The organism is Rickettsiales bacterium (genome assembly GCA_025210695.1).
Classification (GTDB): Bacteria; Pseudomonadota; Alphaproteobacteria; order Rickettsiales; family CANDYO01; genus CANDYO01.
Map to the genome: position 1 here is coordinate 37,171 of JAOARE010000016.1, position 16,752 is coordinate 53,922.

Consider the following 16,752-nt stretch of genomic DNA (forward strand, 5'->3'; position numbering starts at 1 on the left):
GAAATTATACATAATCTATGTTACTCCGAATATATTATAGAATCCTACTCATCTAGCTCTTAAAGGATATTGTATTATTTAGTAATATTTTATCGATTGCGTTTTAAGCGAATAACATATAATTTTATAGATAATAAATATTAATAATATTAGAGATAAATTATGTGTGGGATAATTGGAATTAATTCTCAAGATGAAGATATTGTGCTGTCTATTGTACAGGGACTAAAAAACTTAGAATATCGTGGATATGACTCAGCAGGAATCGCGGGAATTGTTGATAATAAAATTGAAACTGTTAAAGCTTCAGGAAAAATTACTAACTTAGAGAATGATCTGAAAAAATTTCCTATAAAATCTAATATAGCAATTGGGCATACTCGTTGGGCAACCCATGGCGCTGCAGATAAAATTAATGCCCACCCACATAAAACAAACCAGGTTTCAGTTGTTCATAACGGCATTATTGAAAATTTTATGTCAATTAAACAGGAGCTAATTCAAGCTGGATATCTCTTCTTCTCACAAACTGATAGTGAAGTTATTCCAAATTTAATAACCTATTATTTAGATCAAGGAAGCACAGCATTAGACGCCGTTAAAAAAACAATACAAAGGCTAGATGGAGCCTTCTCTATTGCCGTAATTTTTAATAAAACACCAGAACTAATGATTGCAGCACGCAAAGGATCTCCCCTTGTTATTGGTTATGGCGAGAACAAAATGATTGTCGCCTCCGACGCTTATGCATTGACATTCTTAACCAATAAAATCAGCTATTTAGAAGAAGGAGATCTAGCAGAGATATACTCTAACCGTATAAAAATTCATGATATAAATGGAAATATAGTTGAGAGAGATATTATTACTATTGATCATAAAAACACCAACCTAGGGAAAGGAAATTTTGATCACTACATGCTCAAAGAAATTTTTGAACAACCAAGTATTATAGCAGACTTAATTAATAGGTATTACGACATAGAAACCAAAGAATTGCTATTTGATGAAATTGATATTAATTGGAAAAATTTAAGTAAAATAACCCTAGTTGCATGCGGCAGCTCTTATTATTCTGCAATGGTTAGTAAGTATTGGATAGAACAATATGTTGATGTGGCCGTTGAGGTAGATATTGCCTCTGAATTTCGTTATCGCAATGGTTATTTACCAGAAAATGGATTATGTATATTTCTTTCTCAATCAGGAGAAACAGCAGATACTTTAGCAGCCCTGCGTTATGCTAAAACAAGAAAACAAAAAACTTTAAGCATCGTAAATGTTAAAGAAAGCAGCCTTGATCGTGAAGCAGATTATTCTCTACAATGTCTTGCAGGCCCAGAAATCAGCGTAGCCTCCACCAAAGGGTTCACTACTCAACTAACTGTTCTGCTTTTATTATCTTTATATATCTCGTCTAAGCGTTCTAAAATTGATCAAAACACTCTAAAAAATATGCTTGTTTCTATCACCGAAATACCAGGAAGAATAGCTGAAATTCTAAATAACTCTGAAGAAATAAAAGAAGTGGCCTCATATATAATTCCTGCTAAAACTGCTTTATTTATTGGACGTAATTATATCTACCCGGTTGCTCTAGAAGGAGCATTAAAATTAAAAGAATTGTCTTATATTCACGCAGAAGCAATTGCTGCAGGAGAACTAAAGCATGGTCCCATTGCCCTAATTGATAAAGATGTGCCAATTATAGTTCTAGCACCTAAAAATAAGTTATTTGATAAGACATCATCTAATGCTCAAGAAATTGCAGCCAGAGGAGGAAGGCTATTAACTATAAGCTCTAAAGAAGGAAACAAAGTTTTAGAAGACTTATCTCAAAAACAAATTCATATAAGCACAGCTGATGAATTAATTGACCCTATTATTTACTCTCTCCCCATGCAATTATTGTCTTATTATGCAGCCATTGGGAAAGGCACTGATGTTGACCAACCAAGGAATTTAGCTAAGTCAGTTACGGTTGAGTAATTTATCTAATTAGACAAAGATAACGCATAAAGAGAGGCAGTTTCTGCCCTAAGTATTCCGGGTCCTAAATGCACTGAAGTTACAAAGTCCTTAGATAATAAAAGTTCTAACTCTTGATCGGAGAACCCTCCCTCTGGACCAACCATAATATTTATTTCTTCCTTATTAGTAGATGTTAGATAATTTGCCAAAGATAAATCTTTTTCCCTTTCATTACATAATATTATACGCTGATCTTTCGGCCAATTAGACAAAAATTGATTTAATGCTTCTAATGATTTTATCTCAGGCATAGATAGCCTTCCACATTGTTCTGAAGCTTCTTTGGTGTAAATATACCATTTATTGAAGTTAATTTTATCTACTACAGAATGTTTAGTTCTAATTGGCATTAGCTTTGTTACCCCAAGTTCTGTAGCTTTCTCCAGTAAAAAATGCATTCTAGCCTGTTTAATTGGAGCAAAAATAAGAGTTAACTCTTTCTCTTTTTTATATTCTCTTATCTTTTCAATAGGCTGTAAAATGACTTTCTTATTATTAATCTCAAGTATTTTTGCAATATATTCTCCGTCCTGAGGATTAAACAACAACAACTGATGCCCTACTTTCTTACGCATAGCATTGGCAAGATAATTCACATCTAGAGAATTATTCAAAATAATATTTTCCTTTTCTAAAGAATCCTCTACAAATAGCCTTGTCATTTGGTGATATTTCATATAACCTTTTAGATCATTGGAGTGTATATGAAAGATACTATCACAAAAGATAAAGAAGACAACAAAGATAAAGTTACAACACCTGAGATTGGTGGACCTAAGGGGTTGGAACCCACTAGATATGGCGCAAATAATTCACCAGAATGGGAAGTTAAAGGACGAGTATCTGACTTCTAGAAAAAAAGGTTTTAAATGACTAATAGTTTACAACGTTTAACACAATCCATAGATAATCTTGAGGAGCTAATTAACAAAAGAATAACCACCCCTCAAGAACCTTCTAAAGAAGAACTTGCCAAAGTTAGCAATCTAGAAGAAGTTAATCTTGAACTTCAAGATGAATTAAAATCATTAAAAAAAGATTACCAAAAACTACAAGAAACCAGTAAAGATGTTATCAAGGAACTTAATAGCTCCATACAAACTATAGAGGATTACTTTAAGAAACAAAATGCCAGTAATTAGAATATTAAATCGCGATTATCAAATATCTTGTGGCCCAGGAGAGGAGCAGAAATTGCTTGATCTGGCATCTAAATTAGATAAACGCGCCCAAGAAAACTCTAAAGCCTTTAGAGGGGCTAATGAAATGATGTTAATCATCTTAACTGCATTAACTTTAGAAAATTCAGTTCAAGATTTGTCCGAGCAAAATTCTATATTACAAAAAAAACTTGCTGAAGGTGTTAGTTGTAATGATGAAGACTCAAACTACCTTATTGATAAGTTAGCAGAACGAGTTGAACATCTTTCAAAAAAACTATCTTAAAACTCACTTATAAAGCTTTTCTAAAATATGATTCTGAGATAATCTTGCTTCCAAATGAAGAAAGTCCACTCTATCCATTTCTTGATCTTGATTAGTGCAGCTAAATACATAACTCTCTTCTCCAGTGACTGGGTCTATATGTTTCTGCAAGCACTGACCACAAATTTCTTTCATCATACATTGCATGGGAGAGTTAATACTTGCAATTGCAGTGTGCTCTGGATTTAAATACTGTAATAACACTGTAGAACGCGCTTTTTTAACTGCATGCATCATTTTATCAGATCCAATAACAATTATTCTATCAATGGTTTTTAAAACAGCAGGATTCTCTTTAGCAAAATTGACTATAGATTCTACAATATTTCCATGGAATGTTTTATCCTGATCACGAGTTATTTGCAATTCATCCTCATCACAACTCCAAATAATTTGATTAGCAGCTGCTTCAATTTCTTCTATTTTATAACGGTCTTCAATTTTACGATAACCCGCAAAATACAATACCTCGCTCCCCTTCTCTCTTAATGCCTGACCTATAGAAAAAAGCACTGCATTACCAAGCCCCCCACCCACTAACATAACTTTCTCATTGGAAGTTATTTCTGTTGGGGTTCCGGTGGGGCCCATCAACACTATATTCTCACCAATCTGAAGTTTGGCACATAAATTAGAGGAGCCACCCATTTCTAATACGATAGTAGAGATAGTGCCTTTCACCTTATCAACTTTTGCTCCAGTAAGAGCTATTCCTTCCATAAGAGGAAGTCCATAATGAGCATAGTTCTGCAACCTGAAAAACTGCCCTGGTTCAAAGTTCTTTGCAGCTAATGGAGAATTAACAACTAACTCAACTATATTTGGAGCGAGCCTATTAACCTCTACTATGCTGGACATTAACTGAGTACTTAAATGATTAAAAAATTCTTTAGCATTTGTTTTATCTTTTTTTAACAACTTAGAAACAGATGGATAACCACGCTTAGCACTGGCCATTGCTTTTACTACGTTACCTGCATAATCTGGATGCAAATCTCCAAAAAAACTCATTGAATTATCACAATTATTATACGTAATAAAATGATTATCTAATTTTCTAAAATACGCCCCATCTTTTTCTAAAATTTCTGGAAACTCTTGAGACAAAACAACATTTGGCACAGTTCCAGCTGCAATTAAAATTGTTTTAGCATCTAAAGTTACTAACTGTTCTTTATCGTCTATTATTTGAACAGCTTCCAATCCCTTAACATAACCAAATTCATCTAAAATAATTTTGCTTGGGGTAATATTTTCAACAAATTCTATTCCTTCTTTTAAGCCTAAACTCAATTCTTCATGATTAAGGCGATAGCTCGGTGCTTTTTGTAATTTATTACGATAGAGTATTTTTACTCCTCCTAAAGACTTCATTACAGAAAAGTTTGAATCTGATTTTTCAAATAACTTATTATCTCTAAGTAATTCCTTAGCTTCTTCATTTAAAGGTCCTTCTTTATATTTACTTGCAAATTTCTTAGCCAATTTTGGATAATATGCCATTGCCTCTGTTGCTGCATCTAAAGCTGTTAATCCACCACCAATAACCACAACTGGCATTCTCATTTGTAAATTAGTTAATGAGTCTTTCTCATAAGCTTTACCTAACTGTAGAGACATTAAAAAATCTGATGCAGTACGCACCCCCTTAGCCATTCCATCTGGAAGAGAAAGTAACCTAGGCTTGCCGGCACCTAAGGCTAGGGCCACATGTTGGAATCCCATTTCAAAAGCTTGTTTAGGAGTAATATTACTACCGAATCTTACCCCACCAAATAACTTGAAATTATCTCTACGTTCTAACAATAATCTAATTAGAAGAAGAAAATTTTTATTCCAACGGTTAGTAATTCCATATTCCATTACTCCACCAAAACCACCAATAACTCTTTTGTCTAATTCTTTAAAAAGATTATCAACTTCCTTAATTGGCTGATGAAGAAACTCTGCTAAGGGCTCTATTTTCAATCCATCAACTGCAACCACAATATGTCCCTCATTAAGCAAATAATGAGCCAAGGTAAAACCAGCTGGCCCCATACCTGCCACTAAAACTTTAGCTCCAGTGTCTTCTTTTGGTAAAGGCTTTGCAAAGGACAAAGGGTTCCAACGAGTAAGAAGGCTATATATCTCAAATCCCCAAGATAACTTTAAAACGTCTTTTAAAACTCTAGTCTCAATCTGTGGGATATCAACAGGTTGCTGTTTTTGAAAAATACAAGCTTTCATACAATCATTACATATTCTATGGCCTGTAGCAGCCAGCATTGGATTGTCAATAATTGCCATAGCTAATGGCCCTATGATATTACCTTGAGACTTCAAATAATTTATCTCAGATATTTTTTCATCTAATGGACAACCATTTTTTTCTTCTTTCTTGAATCCTTTAGAACATGAATCTTTATCTTGCCTATGACAATGAATACAATAATGACTTTGATCAACAGCAAAATTTAATTCACATCCTGGGTCAGTAAGTTTGAACCCATCCCTTTCATGACATTGATCGGCTGGAATCTTCCAAGTATTTTTATCATTTTCTGCAGGAATCAAACAATCAGCATCAAGTTTATGTGGAAATTTAAACAATGTTCCAGATTGATGTTTCTTTATCCCATCAGAATCTAAACATGCCCAAATAGCATATTGAGAAGCTATATCTAATTTCTCTTGATCTTTAGAAGACAACCAGCTTAAAGCATATTCAGCAAAAATTTGTTCAAAATGATTTATGTCATATTTAGATAATTGAGGCGAAATTAATTGAGATAATTCTTCTAAAACATTTTTAGGGCTCTGACTACTTTTTAAAGCATAACGCTGAACAAATAAACGCTTACATTCATATATCTTAGCCAGTGATGTGTACTGTTGTTTATCTATAATTAGTTCATTTTCTATATTAAAAAAACTACTTACAAATTTTTCTAAGTGTGGAGCTAAAGAAATAGCTAAATTCGAATGCTCAATTTTCCACTCCTTAAAATTCAACCTTGCTTGAATCACCTCTTCTTTCAAAGAAAGATCCAAAGAATCAAGAAAGTAACTGTCTAATTCTTTTAGCTTAGAAGTATTATATAGATCTGAAAATTGGAAGTGAAACTTTAAATTAATCATGCTTTTTTTCTGGAATAATAACAGCGCTAACTCTATTTTTACTAATCTTAGGAGCTCCTACTAAATCTGCTTTCTTAGTAGCAAAGTTATAATGCAATAATTCCCCAGATAAAATATTATTGTCTTTATATAACTTAACATGGTCTTTTAAAGTTAGAATTTCTGTAGCTACTAAATATTCTCCATATTCCCCTGTTGCTATAATATCTTTGTCAGTAATTCTAACCTTACCATAAGCACGAACTTTATCTAACTTATCAGTTTTTGGGTTGAGTATAACTATCATTTTATCAGCTTCAACCACCGTTCCATTTTTTGTTAAAATCACATCACCCAAGAAATGTCCTGTTTTCTTAGACCAAAAAACATCAAACTTATCTGATTTAATATTAGTAATGCTCTCATCCTTAACTTGCTTAAAATTAGCATTTATCTTCCCGTAAAAAAATATGGTTTCATTCTGGTAATTTAAAATAAAACCATTATCTGATTCTAAATTATATTCATCTGTAAAAAGTTTGGAATAACTATCAGACCTAATTATAGATTCATCTTTTAGAATTTCAGCTTGATTGCCATTGTAATAGTAAAATTTATTAAAATTTGCTTTTACATTATCAAATAACTGCAAATGATTATCACTTTTTGTTAATTTGGCTGTATTAGAAGCCACATTAAGCCAGTCAATATGGTTTAACATTAATTCCACTTTAGGACTTACAAAAGATGCATAATCAGAGAATTCGTTCATTTGTTCAGCTTTAATATAATAAGGGCCATTGGTAAAACTTAAACCAACAAGATCAGGGTTGTTCACTCTAGAATTTATTTCCTCCTTATCAGAAGGTTGAACTTGAATGGAATTATCTTGACGTATTTTATTATCTTTATTAACAAAAACATAATAACTAATCACCACAACGGTAACAGCTGCGACTATGACACAAAAATATTTTATTAATTTTATAATTTTATATCGACTATTTGTTTTATTTGGCATAATTATTTTAACTCAGGACTTGCTCCAACTTTAAGGCAATCATGCATATGAACTAAACCTCTTAAATGTTGATTATCATCTACCACAAACAGCACTGTAATTAGTTTCCTATTCATTATTTCTAGAGCTTCAACTACTAAACTCTGTGCTGTAATAATTAGAGGATTTGCTTTCATAACTTCTGAGATATTTTTATTTAATAAATCTATACTTGCTATGTTTCTTCTTAACTCTCCGTCTGTAAACACCCCCACTAATCTTTGCTCTTGATCTAAAACGGCTGTACAACCAAATCTTTTCTGACTCATGACTTCAATGGCAGTAGAAACTTTATCATCAAGATGAACTATAGGCAGAGCATAATCAACATGCATAATATCTTTCACTCTAAAAAATGATGCTCCTAACCTTCCTCCAGGATGGTAGGTTTGAAAGTCTTTTCTACTGAACCCTTTTCTATCTAACAGAGTTAAAGCAATTGCATCTCCAAGTGCTAACATCATGGTAGTGGAGGTAGTAGGAGCATCAAACTCTAAAGCCTCAGGAATAGCAGGTAATAATAGACAGATGTCAGAAGACAATCCTAAAGTAGAATTCTCTTTCCTAACCATAGATATTAAAAAGATATGAAATCGCTTACAATAATTGATTATATCTTTTAGTTCTTCTGTTTCACCAGAATTTGATAATAATAATACCATATCATCTGGTTGGATCATCCCCAAATCACCATGACTTGCTTCACCTGGATGAATAAAAAAAGAAGTAGTTCCTGTAGAAGACAAAGTAGCAGCAATTTTCCTGGCAATGTGACCACTTTTTCCCATACCGCTAACTATAATACGACCTTTGTGATTAATAATTTCATTAATTAAATTATCAAACTTATCATCTAAACAACTTGATAAAGCCTTCAGCCCATCTATAGCTGAATTTATAACTTTCTGAGCAGTTTTTATTTCACTAGAATTATTTATCATAAATTATATCTTTATTATATTTTAGCTATGTGCAAAAATATCAACATTTTCCCAACCTGCTAAATCTAACAATGATCTAGTTGGTAAAAAGTCAAAACATTTCTGAGCCAGCTCTATTCTGTTTTCTCTTATTAATAACATTCTAAAGTGATCTCTTAATCTATGCAAATACAAGACATCACTAGCCGCATAACTTTGTTGCTCTTTCGTTAAATTATCACTTCCCCAATCAGAAGATTGTTGTTGTTTTGATAACTGAACAGAAAGAAACTCTCTACAAATATCTTTAAGTCCGTGAGAATCTGTATAAGTTCTCGTCAATTTTGAAGCAATTTTAGTACAAAAAATATTATTCATCATAATTCCTAAATATTGATAAATAACGGCAATATCAAATCTAGCAAAATGTAATATTTTTTGAGTCTCTGGGTTTGTAAGTAACCTTTCAAGATTAGGAGCCCTTGTAACCCCTCTTTCCATCTGAACTATATAAACAACACCATTTTGATCGGATATCTGTATTAAGCAAAGCCTATCACGCTTATTGTTCAAACCCATAGTTTCTGTATCGACAGCTATATCACCTTTAATTACTAGATTATCGGGCAAGTCATTTTTATATAAAGTTATTTTTTGTTGAGACATAAAACTCTCTTTCACCTTTAATAGCAAAAAATAGGAGCTAAAAAGATCCTATTCTATAAGTACTGGGGCACTTAAAAGAACTCAACTTTATTAGATTCCTTTAATTTTGTAATATATTCCTGAACAAACTGAGAAGAAAGTTCCTCTTCTATTTTACTGCGCAACTCTTCCAGACTTGGAACCTTCATTTTACGTTTATCCACAAGATAAATTATATGATATCCAAAGTCTGTTTTTACAGGATCAGAAATCTGACCAACCTTCAGTCTTTCCGTAGCCTGTTCAAATGGCTGCACCATCTGACCACTAGAGAAATAACCTAAATCACCACCATTATCTTTGTTATTATCTATAGAATATTCTTTAGATAAGGCTACAAAATCGGCACCTTTATCAAGCTTCTTTTTAACTTCTTTAGCTTCCGCTTCTTTTTGCACTAAAATATGACTAACTTTATACTCCACAACGTTAGACTGTTCTTTTACAATATCATCATATGCAGCTTTAATTTTATCTTCAGTGATCGCATCTTTAATAGTCTTTTCTAAAAAAACCTTCTGCATTAACTGATTCTCTGTAAATTTAATTGCTTGTTTGTATTCTTTAGTCTCGTTAATTTTAGCTTTACGAGCTTCATCTATGATTAAATCGCCCAGAACGACATTTTGAATGATATCTTTTTTCATCTCTGGATCAAGCCTATTATAACTAAAATTAGGATCACTTCCTAAGCCATTAAACTCTATAAATTTTTCTATCTTTTGCTTAATAAAAGATTCGTAAATAGGCTTACCATTAACATTAGCAACAACTTCATCACCTTTTTTTGTATTTTCCTTAGCATAAGAAAACTGAGTTAAAGTAATTATAAGAATTGAAGTGAAAATTTTTTTTATCATGATTTTATCCATACAATTAGGGTTACTTTTGATAGACCTAAAATACTCTGGTTAGTAGTATTCTGCAATAAATATTATTTATTTCTTGAATATAAAATATATGAGTCTACGATACCTTAAATAAAATAAATAATCAACTTTAACAAAAATTTCCTATACTTAAAGGGATAATATAAATATAATGTTCAAAAATATGTCCAACTTAAATAGCGAAACAAAATGTCATTTCAATTAGATTCTGTTTTAATTTCAGGCAAAGAGGTTCACCCTATTATTGAAGGGGGAAAGGGTATTGCAATCAGCAGCGGAGAGTCCTCAGGTGCCTTTGCAGCAGCAGGTGCCGTAGGCACATTCTCAGGAGTTAATGCTTCTTCTTACGACGAAAATAATGTACGAATTCCTTACGAATACAAAGGAGCAACCAGAAAAGACCGTCACTTAGAGTTAATTGACCTATCTATAAAAGGTGGCATCACTCAAGCCCAAATAGCCCATGAAGTTTCCAGAGGCCAAGGAGTTATACATATAAATATATTATGGGAAATGGGGGGAGCTGAAACTATTTTACAAGGCATTCTTGATGGAGCAAAAGGCTTAATTAATGGTATCACTTGCGGTGCTGGTATGCCTTATAGATTGGCTGATATAGCTAGAAAACATAACATTTACTATTACCCCATTGTCTCTTCAATGCGCGCCATGAGAGCATTATGGAAAAGATCATATTGTAAAACTCCCGAGTTATTGGGGGGAGTTGTATATGAAGACCCTTGGCTTGCAGGAGGACATAATGGCCTATCCAACAGCGAAAACCCTACAGCACCAGAGGATCCATACCCAAGAGTAGCAGAATTACGTAAATTCATGAATGAAGTTGGGCTAGTTAATGTGCCAATTATTATGGCCGGAGGGGTCTGGCATTTAAATGAGTGGTCACATTGGCTTAACAACCCTGAAATTGGGAAAATTGCTTTCCAGTTTGGCACTCGTCCTATTTTAACTCAAGAAAGCCCTGTTTCTGACCAATGGAAGAAAAAATTACTCACTCTTAAAAAAGGAGAAATTTATCTTAATCGCTACAGCCCAACAGGATTCTATTCTTCTGCGGTGGAAAATAATTTCATAAAAGAGTTACAGGGTAGAGAAATAAGACAAGTATCTTATGCTACCAGCCCAGGCGAACATTATGACACTGCTCTACCTTTAGGCCCCCGAGGGCGCCCTGTATATATTGAATCCTCAGATCTGGCAAACGTAAAAACATGGACAGCTCAAGGCTATGATGAAGCAATGAAAACCCCAGATTCTACCTTAATATTTGTTACAAAAGATCAAGCTCATAATATTTTAACAGATCAAATAAACTGCATGGGGTGCTTAAGTCACTGTAAATTTAGCAACTGGAAAGACCATGATGATTATACTATAGGTAAAAAAGCTGATCCTCGTAGTTTTTGCATACAGAAGACCCTACAGAATATGGCTTGTGGCGCTGATGTTGATAACGAGTTGATGTTTTCCGGTCATAATGCATATAGATTCGCAGATGATGAATTCTATAAAAATGGATTTATTCCTACAGTAAAACAATTGGTAGATCGTATACTTTTAGGATATTAACTTGGCCAAGAAATACAAACCTATAGTCTTATGCATTCTAGATGGTTGGGGAATCAGCAAAAGCCCAAACCATAAGTATAACGCCATAGAGCAAGCGTCCACTCCTTGTTGGGATTTTTTGCTAAATAATTTTCCACATACTGAATTATTTACGTCGGGAGAAGACGTAGGACTCCCCCATGGACAAATGGGCAACTCTGAGGTTGGGCACATGACAATCGGCAGCGGAAGGGTTATTTTTCAAGACCTCTTAAGAATTAATCAATCAATCAATAACTCTTTATTAGAAAATCACCCTACTTTAAAACAGTTAATTCAAGACCACAAAAAGAATAATAAATGCGTCCATCTACTTGGATTATGCTCTAATGGAGGAGTTCACTCACATATTGACCATATAATTTTCTTATGTAAATTATTAAGCAAAAACAATATCCAAGTTAGACTACATCTTTTCTTAGATGGTAGAGACGCTCCCCCCTCCTCTGCACCAACCTTCTTAAAACAAATAGATGAATTATTATCTAACAAAAATATCAAAATATCTACCATATCAGGTAGATTCTATGCAATGGATAGAGATAATAGATGGGAACGCTGCGAATTAGCTTATAAAGCTATAGCCGAAGGCCAAGGAACTAAAATATCTAACTGGAAAGGTTATCTAGAAACTCAATATCAAAATAATATTTATGATGAGTTTGTTATGCCCGCGGCAATGGATGATTACGAGGGAATAGAAGAGAATGATTCATTAATATTTACAAATTTTAGATCAGATAGAATTAGACAATTAGCTCAAAGTTTATTATTAACTACATTCAACAAATTCTCTAAAAAGAAGTTAAATCTTAGTCACCAAATTGGAATGACTGATTACTCAACCGAACTGAGCCAAACCCTAAAATCTTTATTTCCAGAGCAAATAATTGAAAATAACTTAGGACAACTTGTAAGTAATAATAAGAAAAAACAATTACGCATCGCTGAAACAGAGAAATATGCTCATGTAACTTTTTTCTTTAATGGTGGAAGAGAAGAAAACTATCCTGGAGAAGACAGAATTCTAGTTCCATCACCTAGCGTTCATACTTATGACCTGCAACCAGAAATGTCTGCATATCCAATAACTGAGGAACTGAACAAAGCTATTAAATCTCAAAAATACGATTTAATTATTGTAAATTACGCCAATACCGACATGGTTGGACATTCAGGGAAAATGGAGGCCGCTATTAAAGCGGTTGAAACCATAGATTCTTGCCTAGATGAATTATATAAAACAATTAAGCAAACTGATGGAATGTTAATGATAACAGCAGACCATGGAAATGCGGAACAAATGTTTAATACAAAAGATAAAGTACCGCATACTTCACACACAACAAATCCAGTTCCGTTAGTTATGGTTGCAAATGATTTAGAAAAAAACAAAGTAACCTTGAACAAGGGTAATTTAAGTGATATTGCTCCAAGCATTCTAAAAGCCATGAACATTACCAAGCCTATAGAAATGACCGGCACATCTCTATTCAAAAGGAATAAATAAAAATGAAACAAACCAAATCAGAAAACTTTATGTCTATATTATGGGCCATATTAATTGCCTTGATAATAAGAACAGTAATTTTTGAACCTTATAGTATTCCGTCGGGATCAATGAAACCTAACTTCTTAATTGGAGATTATTTATTTGTCTCTAAATATCAATATGGAATAAGTAATACTTCTATTATATTTGAGCCTCCTTTAATCCAGGGAAGAATTCTAGAATTTGAAAAACCTAAGCGTGGAGACGTTATAGTATTTAAACCTAAACATGATCATTATGGTGGATTTATGAATCGTATTTTTGGAATTAATTATATAAAGCGTTTAGTAGGGATGCCAGGAGATGAAATTCAGGTTAAATCTGGAATTTTACATATCAATGGCAAGGCTGTTGATAGAAAATCAGATGGAACTTTTACTGATCCCGATGATGGAACAGTTCTAAATAGATATATTGAAACTCTTCCAAATGGTGTTTCTTATTATATATTAGAAGAAAATGATGATAATTCTTGGGACAACACTGAAATATATAAAGTTCCTGCAGGACATTACTTCTTTATGGGCGATAATAGAGATCGTTCAGCTGATAGTAGATTTATGAATGGCCCAATTGGATTTGTTCCACATGATAAATTAGTAGGAAAAGCTGAAATGATTATTTTCTCAAATCCAAAATCTATAATAAATCTTATAGACTTTCCAACAAGCTTTAATTCTGATCGCTTCTTTATGAAAGTGAAGTAAAAACTTATGAAGCAAAACTCAAAGGAACCACGGCTTATTTATATTACAGCCCCTGATAAATCCACTGCATCAGAAATTGCTAGCCAATTGGTAAAAGAAAAATTAGCGGCCTGCGTAAATATATTAGGAAAAATAGAATCTTTCTATAACTGGAACGGCGAACTAACTCAAAGTAAAGAGGTTCTAATATTAGCAAAAACTACTAAAGACCTAGAAATTCTTACATTTAACAAAGTAAAAGAACTCCATCCATACGACTCCCCCTGCATCCTTTCATTCAACATTAATAACGGAGATTCTAGTTTTCTAAACTGGATAACAAATAATACCTTATCAACAGGTAATAATTAACTCTTCAACTTTTACTTACAACTAGTGGTTATTAAGATATCTATGGATTAACTATTTTAGAAGAAATTAAAGAAAGATCCAAAACTAGCTAAAATTCCTGTTATTCTTCAAAGTGGAACCTCAGATCAAATTGAAATCCAAAAGGCCTATCATATGGGAATAGTAAGCTTTATAAGCAAACCATATAAAAAAGATATAGTACTTAAAGCAATTGAAACCGCCATAAAGGACAAAAACCCTTAAAACAAGGTAAAACAACCGTTAAATATTGTTATACAATATTTTCTTGTGTAAATAAATCAAAATATATTGATTAATATTTATTAATCTGTTAATCTGCGCTATTATAGAAATAATATTTAATATAAATTATAATGGCAAAAGAACATAATACAAATTTCAACAAACAAACGAATTTTTCTAAACAAACCATCGATCAAAAAACTTTTAACAATTATGTAGATTTTTTTACAACTGAACATGGAGCTGATATTCTACCTTATGCATATCTAGCATCCGGTAACCTTTACGATGAACTTCTAGAGAAAAACCCATCTTATTATCTATTTAGTGATGAGGTTTCTTTAATAAAGAGTAATTTTCACAAAATCTCTCAATATTTATCTGAAATTGAAGAAATAATAGAGATAGGACCAGGGTCTAGCCGTGCCGTTAATAATAAAACCATTCCAATATTGAATTGCGCACCAAATCTTAAGAATTATTATGCTATAGATCATTCTATTGACTATCTCACTGATGTTTATAAATGCATCTCAAATAAAATTCCCCAACTAAATATATTCACTATAGAAGCAAACTTATTACAAACAAAACCTATAAAAGTAAATACACAAACAACTGGAAAGAAAGCCCTGTCTCTATTAGGAAGCACCCTTGAAAACTTTACTATTAACGAGCAAAAACAGATTATAAAGAAGATATACAATATAATAGATTACGATGATTTATTTATCTTAACAGTAGACACAAACCAAGATGAGGAATCTTTAGGCTTAGCTTATTCTAGAGAACATAATATAAAATTTATAATGGGAGCCCTACATCACTTATCAAAAACTATTCCTGATTTTACACCATATATTGATTCTTTTAGAATTGGAGTTAATTGGGAAAAAGAGCATAGCACTGTTGATACTCACTTTATAGCTAAAAATAGTTTTTCTTTTCACTTTGATAACTACGGTGATATAATGATAAGAGAGGGGCAGAAGTTGCGAGGAGTTAAATCTAGAAAACCTACAACAGACAACATGATAAAATTACTAAACAATAATGGCTTCTCTATTATTGACACGTTTACAAACTCTAATAAAATAAAAATGTTCCTTTGCCAAAAAGACAACTATGAAATTACTTAATAAACTGATAAAAATATCTGCCAATCAAGTTCAAAAATACGGAGCACAATACTACACCTTCGCTATATTTGGGATAATTAACTATCCATTGGCATATATTTACGAAGTTTATGCAAATATCCCCGAAGGATCTTTATTAAGAGTTTTATCAGGAATCTTATGCTTCATACTTTTATTAAAAAATAAATGGCCTAATATACTCCAGAAATTTCTACCTATCTACTGGTATATAACTATTACTATAGCTCTACCAACGCTAGGAATAGTGATGTTATTAGAAAACAACTTCTCTTTAGAGTGGTTAATAAATTTTAATATAGGGGTAATGATACTAATCCTACTAACAGATTCTATCTCATTTTTGATTATACAATTATCTGGAATAGCCCTTGGAACCCTCATATTTTATGCCTCTGGAAATGAGCTACCAACATTCCCTAATAATGAATACACTACCCTCTTTCTTTATATGTTTTTTTGGATTGTTGTTCTAGGAACTATTTTTACAAGAAACAAAGAAATATATAATGATTTTATGCAAAAAGCTAAAGACGATATTAATATTCAACTTGAGAAGAAAGTTAAAGTTCGCACCTTAGAGCTTGAAAAAGCTTTGTCTGCTAAAACAGAATTCCTCAATAATATGAGTCATGAAATTAGAACTCCTATTCAGGGCTTCACAAGCCTGTCTGAAGGGTTAGTTGAACATTGGAAAAACTTCTCAGAAAGCAAGAAAATTAATATAGCTCAACAAGTATCAAGTAGCGCTAAACGCTTAGCATCCCTTGTAGGAGGATTACTAGATTTATCTAAATTTAATGCCAATAAAATGATTATGGATTTCAACGAAATGGATCTCAATGAAGACATTCAAAATATGATTAGCGAATGCAACGATTTGTATTTAAATGAAAAAAATATTCAAATCTATTTTAACAATC

16 protein-coding genes are annotated in these 16,752 nt (G+C 32.5%); 10 read left to right on the plus strand and 6 right to left on the minus strand.

Annotation, left to right across the window (positions count from 1 at the left end; translation table 11 throughout):
* Window positions 1–162 precede the first annotated feature (162 nt).
* Complete coding sequence (gene glmS, locus N4A31_02245) at window positions 163–1,989, plus strand: glutamine--fructose-6-phosphate transaminase (isomerizing) (protein MCT4635054.1); 1,827 nt, start codon at window positions 163–165, stop codon at window positions 1,987–1,989.
* A 5-nt stretch (window positions 1,990–1,994) separates the two neighbouring features.
* On the opposite strand, the gene N4A31_02250 is transcribed toward glmS, so the two are convergent.
* Window positions 1,995–2,708, minus strand: a complete 714-nt coding sequence (locus N4A31_02250) for a 16S rRNA (uracil(1498)-N(3))-methyltransferase (GenBank protein ID MCT4635055.1) — start codon at window positions 2,706–2,708, stop codon at window positions 1,995–1,997.
* 27 nt (window positions 2,709–2,735) lie between these two features.
* Between N4A31_02250 and N4A31_02255 the strand changes: the two genes are divergently transcribed.
* Genes N4A31_02255 through N4A31_02265 form a run of 3 tightly spaced genes read left to right on the plus strand, consistent with a single transcriptional unit; the run spans window position 2,736 to window position 3,477 of the window.
* The gene (locus N4A31_02255) at window positions 2,736–2,885 is read left to right on the plus strand and encodes a DUF1674 domain-containing protein (GenBank protein ID MCT4635056.1); all 150 of its coding nucleotides are present in this window, start codon (window positions 2,736–2,738) and stop codon (window positions 2,883–2,885) included.
* Between the two features lie 15 nt (window positions 2,886–2,900).
* Entirely contained in the window at window positions 2,901–3,173 is a 273-nt protein-coding gene (locus tag N4A31_02260) for a DUF4164 domain-containing protein (GenBank protein ID MCT4635057.1), read from the plus strand.
* Window positions 3,160–3,477, plus strand: a complete 318-nt coding sequence (locus N4A31_02265) for a cell division protein ZapA (protein MCT4635058.1) — start codon at window positions 3,160–3,162, stop codon at window positions 3,475–3,477. Before N4A31_02260 ends, N4A31_02265 begins: the two co-directional genes overlap by 14 nt.
* Before the next feature lie 3 nt (window positions 3,478–3,480).
* Here N4A31_02265 and N4A31_02270 read toward each other — a convergent pair whose 3' ends face one another.
* The 5 genes from N4A31_02270 to N4A31_02290 form a co-directional block, all read right to left on the minus strand.
* Complete coding sequence (locus N4A31_02270; protein MCT4635059.1) at window positions 3,481–6,636, minus strand: FAD-dependent oxidoreductase; 3,156 nt, start codon at window positions 6,634–6,636, stop codon at window positions 3,481–3,483.
* Window positions 6,629–7,636: a hypothetical protein gene (locus N4A31_02275; protein ID MCT4635060.1), complete on the minus strand. Its 1,008-nt coding sequence runs from the start codon at window positions 7,634–7,636 to the stop codon at window positions 6,629–6,631. The genes N4A31_02270 and N4A31_02275 overlap by 8 nt, the downstream gene beginning before the upstream one ends.
* Before the next feature lie 2 nt (window positions 7,637–7,638).
* On the minus strand, window positions 7,639–8,616 hold the full coding sequence (locus tag N4A31_02280; GenBank protein ID MCT4635061.1) for a KpsF/GutQ family sugar-phosphate isomerase: 978 nt from the start codon (window positions 8,614–8,616) through the stop codon (window positions 7,639–7,641).
* Window positions 8,617–8,637: 21 nt separating this feature from the next.
* Entirely contained in the window at window positions 8,638–9,261 is a 624-nt protein-coding gene (locus N4A31_02285) for a ribonuclease D (protein MCT4635062.1), read from the minus strand.
* Window positions 9,262–9,332: 71 nt separating this feature from the next.
* On the minus strand, window positions 9,333–10,160 hold the full coding sequence (locus N4A31_02290) for a peptidylprolyl isomerase (protein MCT4635063.1): 828 nt from the start codon (window positions 10,158–10,160) through the stop codon (window positions 9,333–9,335).
* Window positions 10,161–10,379: 219 nt separating this feature from the next.
* Between N4A31_02290 and N4A31_02295 the strand changes: the two genes are divergently transcribed.
* The 6 genes from N4A31_02295 to N4A31_02320 form a co-directional block, all read left to right on the plus strand.
* Complete coding sequence (locus N4A31_02295; GenBank protein MCT4635064.1) at window positions 10,380–11,780, plus strand: nitronate monooxygenase; 1,401 nt, start codon at window positions 10,380–10,382, stop codon at window positions 11,778–11,780.
* A 1-nt stretch (window position 11,781) separates the two neighbouring features.
* Window positions 11,782–13,329 (plus strand): 2,3-bisphosphoglycerate-independent phosphoglycerate mutase, encoded by a 1,548-nt coding sequence (gene gpmI / locus N4A31_02300; protein ID MCT4635065.1) that lies wholly within the window; start codon window positions 11,782–11,784, stop codon window positions 13,327–13,329.
* A 2-nt stretch (window positions 13,330–13,331) separates the two neighbouring features.
* Window positions 13,332–14,078, plus strand: a complete 747-nt coding sequence (gene lepB, locus N4A31_02305) for a signal peptidase I (protein MCT4635066.1) — start codon at window positions 13,332–13,334, stop codon at window positions 14,076–14,078.
* Between the two features lie 6 nt (window positions 14,079–14,084).
* Window positions 14,085–14,429 carry a divalent-cation tolerance protein CutA gene (locus N4A31_02310; protein ID MCT4635067.1) on the plus strand — a complete coding sequence of 115 codons (345 nt, stop codon included), beginning with the start codon at window positions 14,085–14,087 and terminating at the stop codon, window positions 14,427–14,429.
* A 374-nt stretch (window positions 14,430–14,803) separates the two neighbouring features.
* Window positions 14,804–15,811 carry an L-histidine N(alpha)-methyltransferase gene (locus N4A31_02315; protein ID MCT4635068.1) on the plus strand — a complete coding sequence of 336 codons (1,008 nt, stop codon included), beginning with the start codon at window positions 14,804–14,806 and terminating at the stop codon, window positions 15,809–15,811.
* The coding region (locus N4A31_02320; protein ID MCT4635069.1) for a hypothetical protein at window positions 15,798–16,752 on the plus strand (955 nt) is incomplete at its 3' end. The genes N4A31_02315 and N4A31_02320, both read left to right, overlap by 14 nt.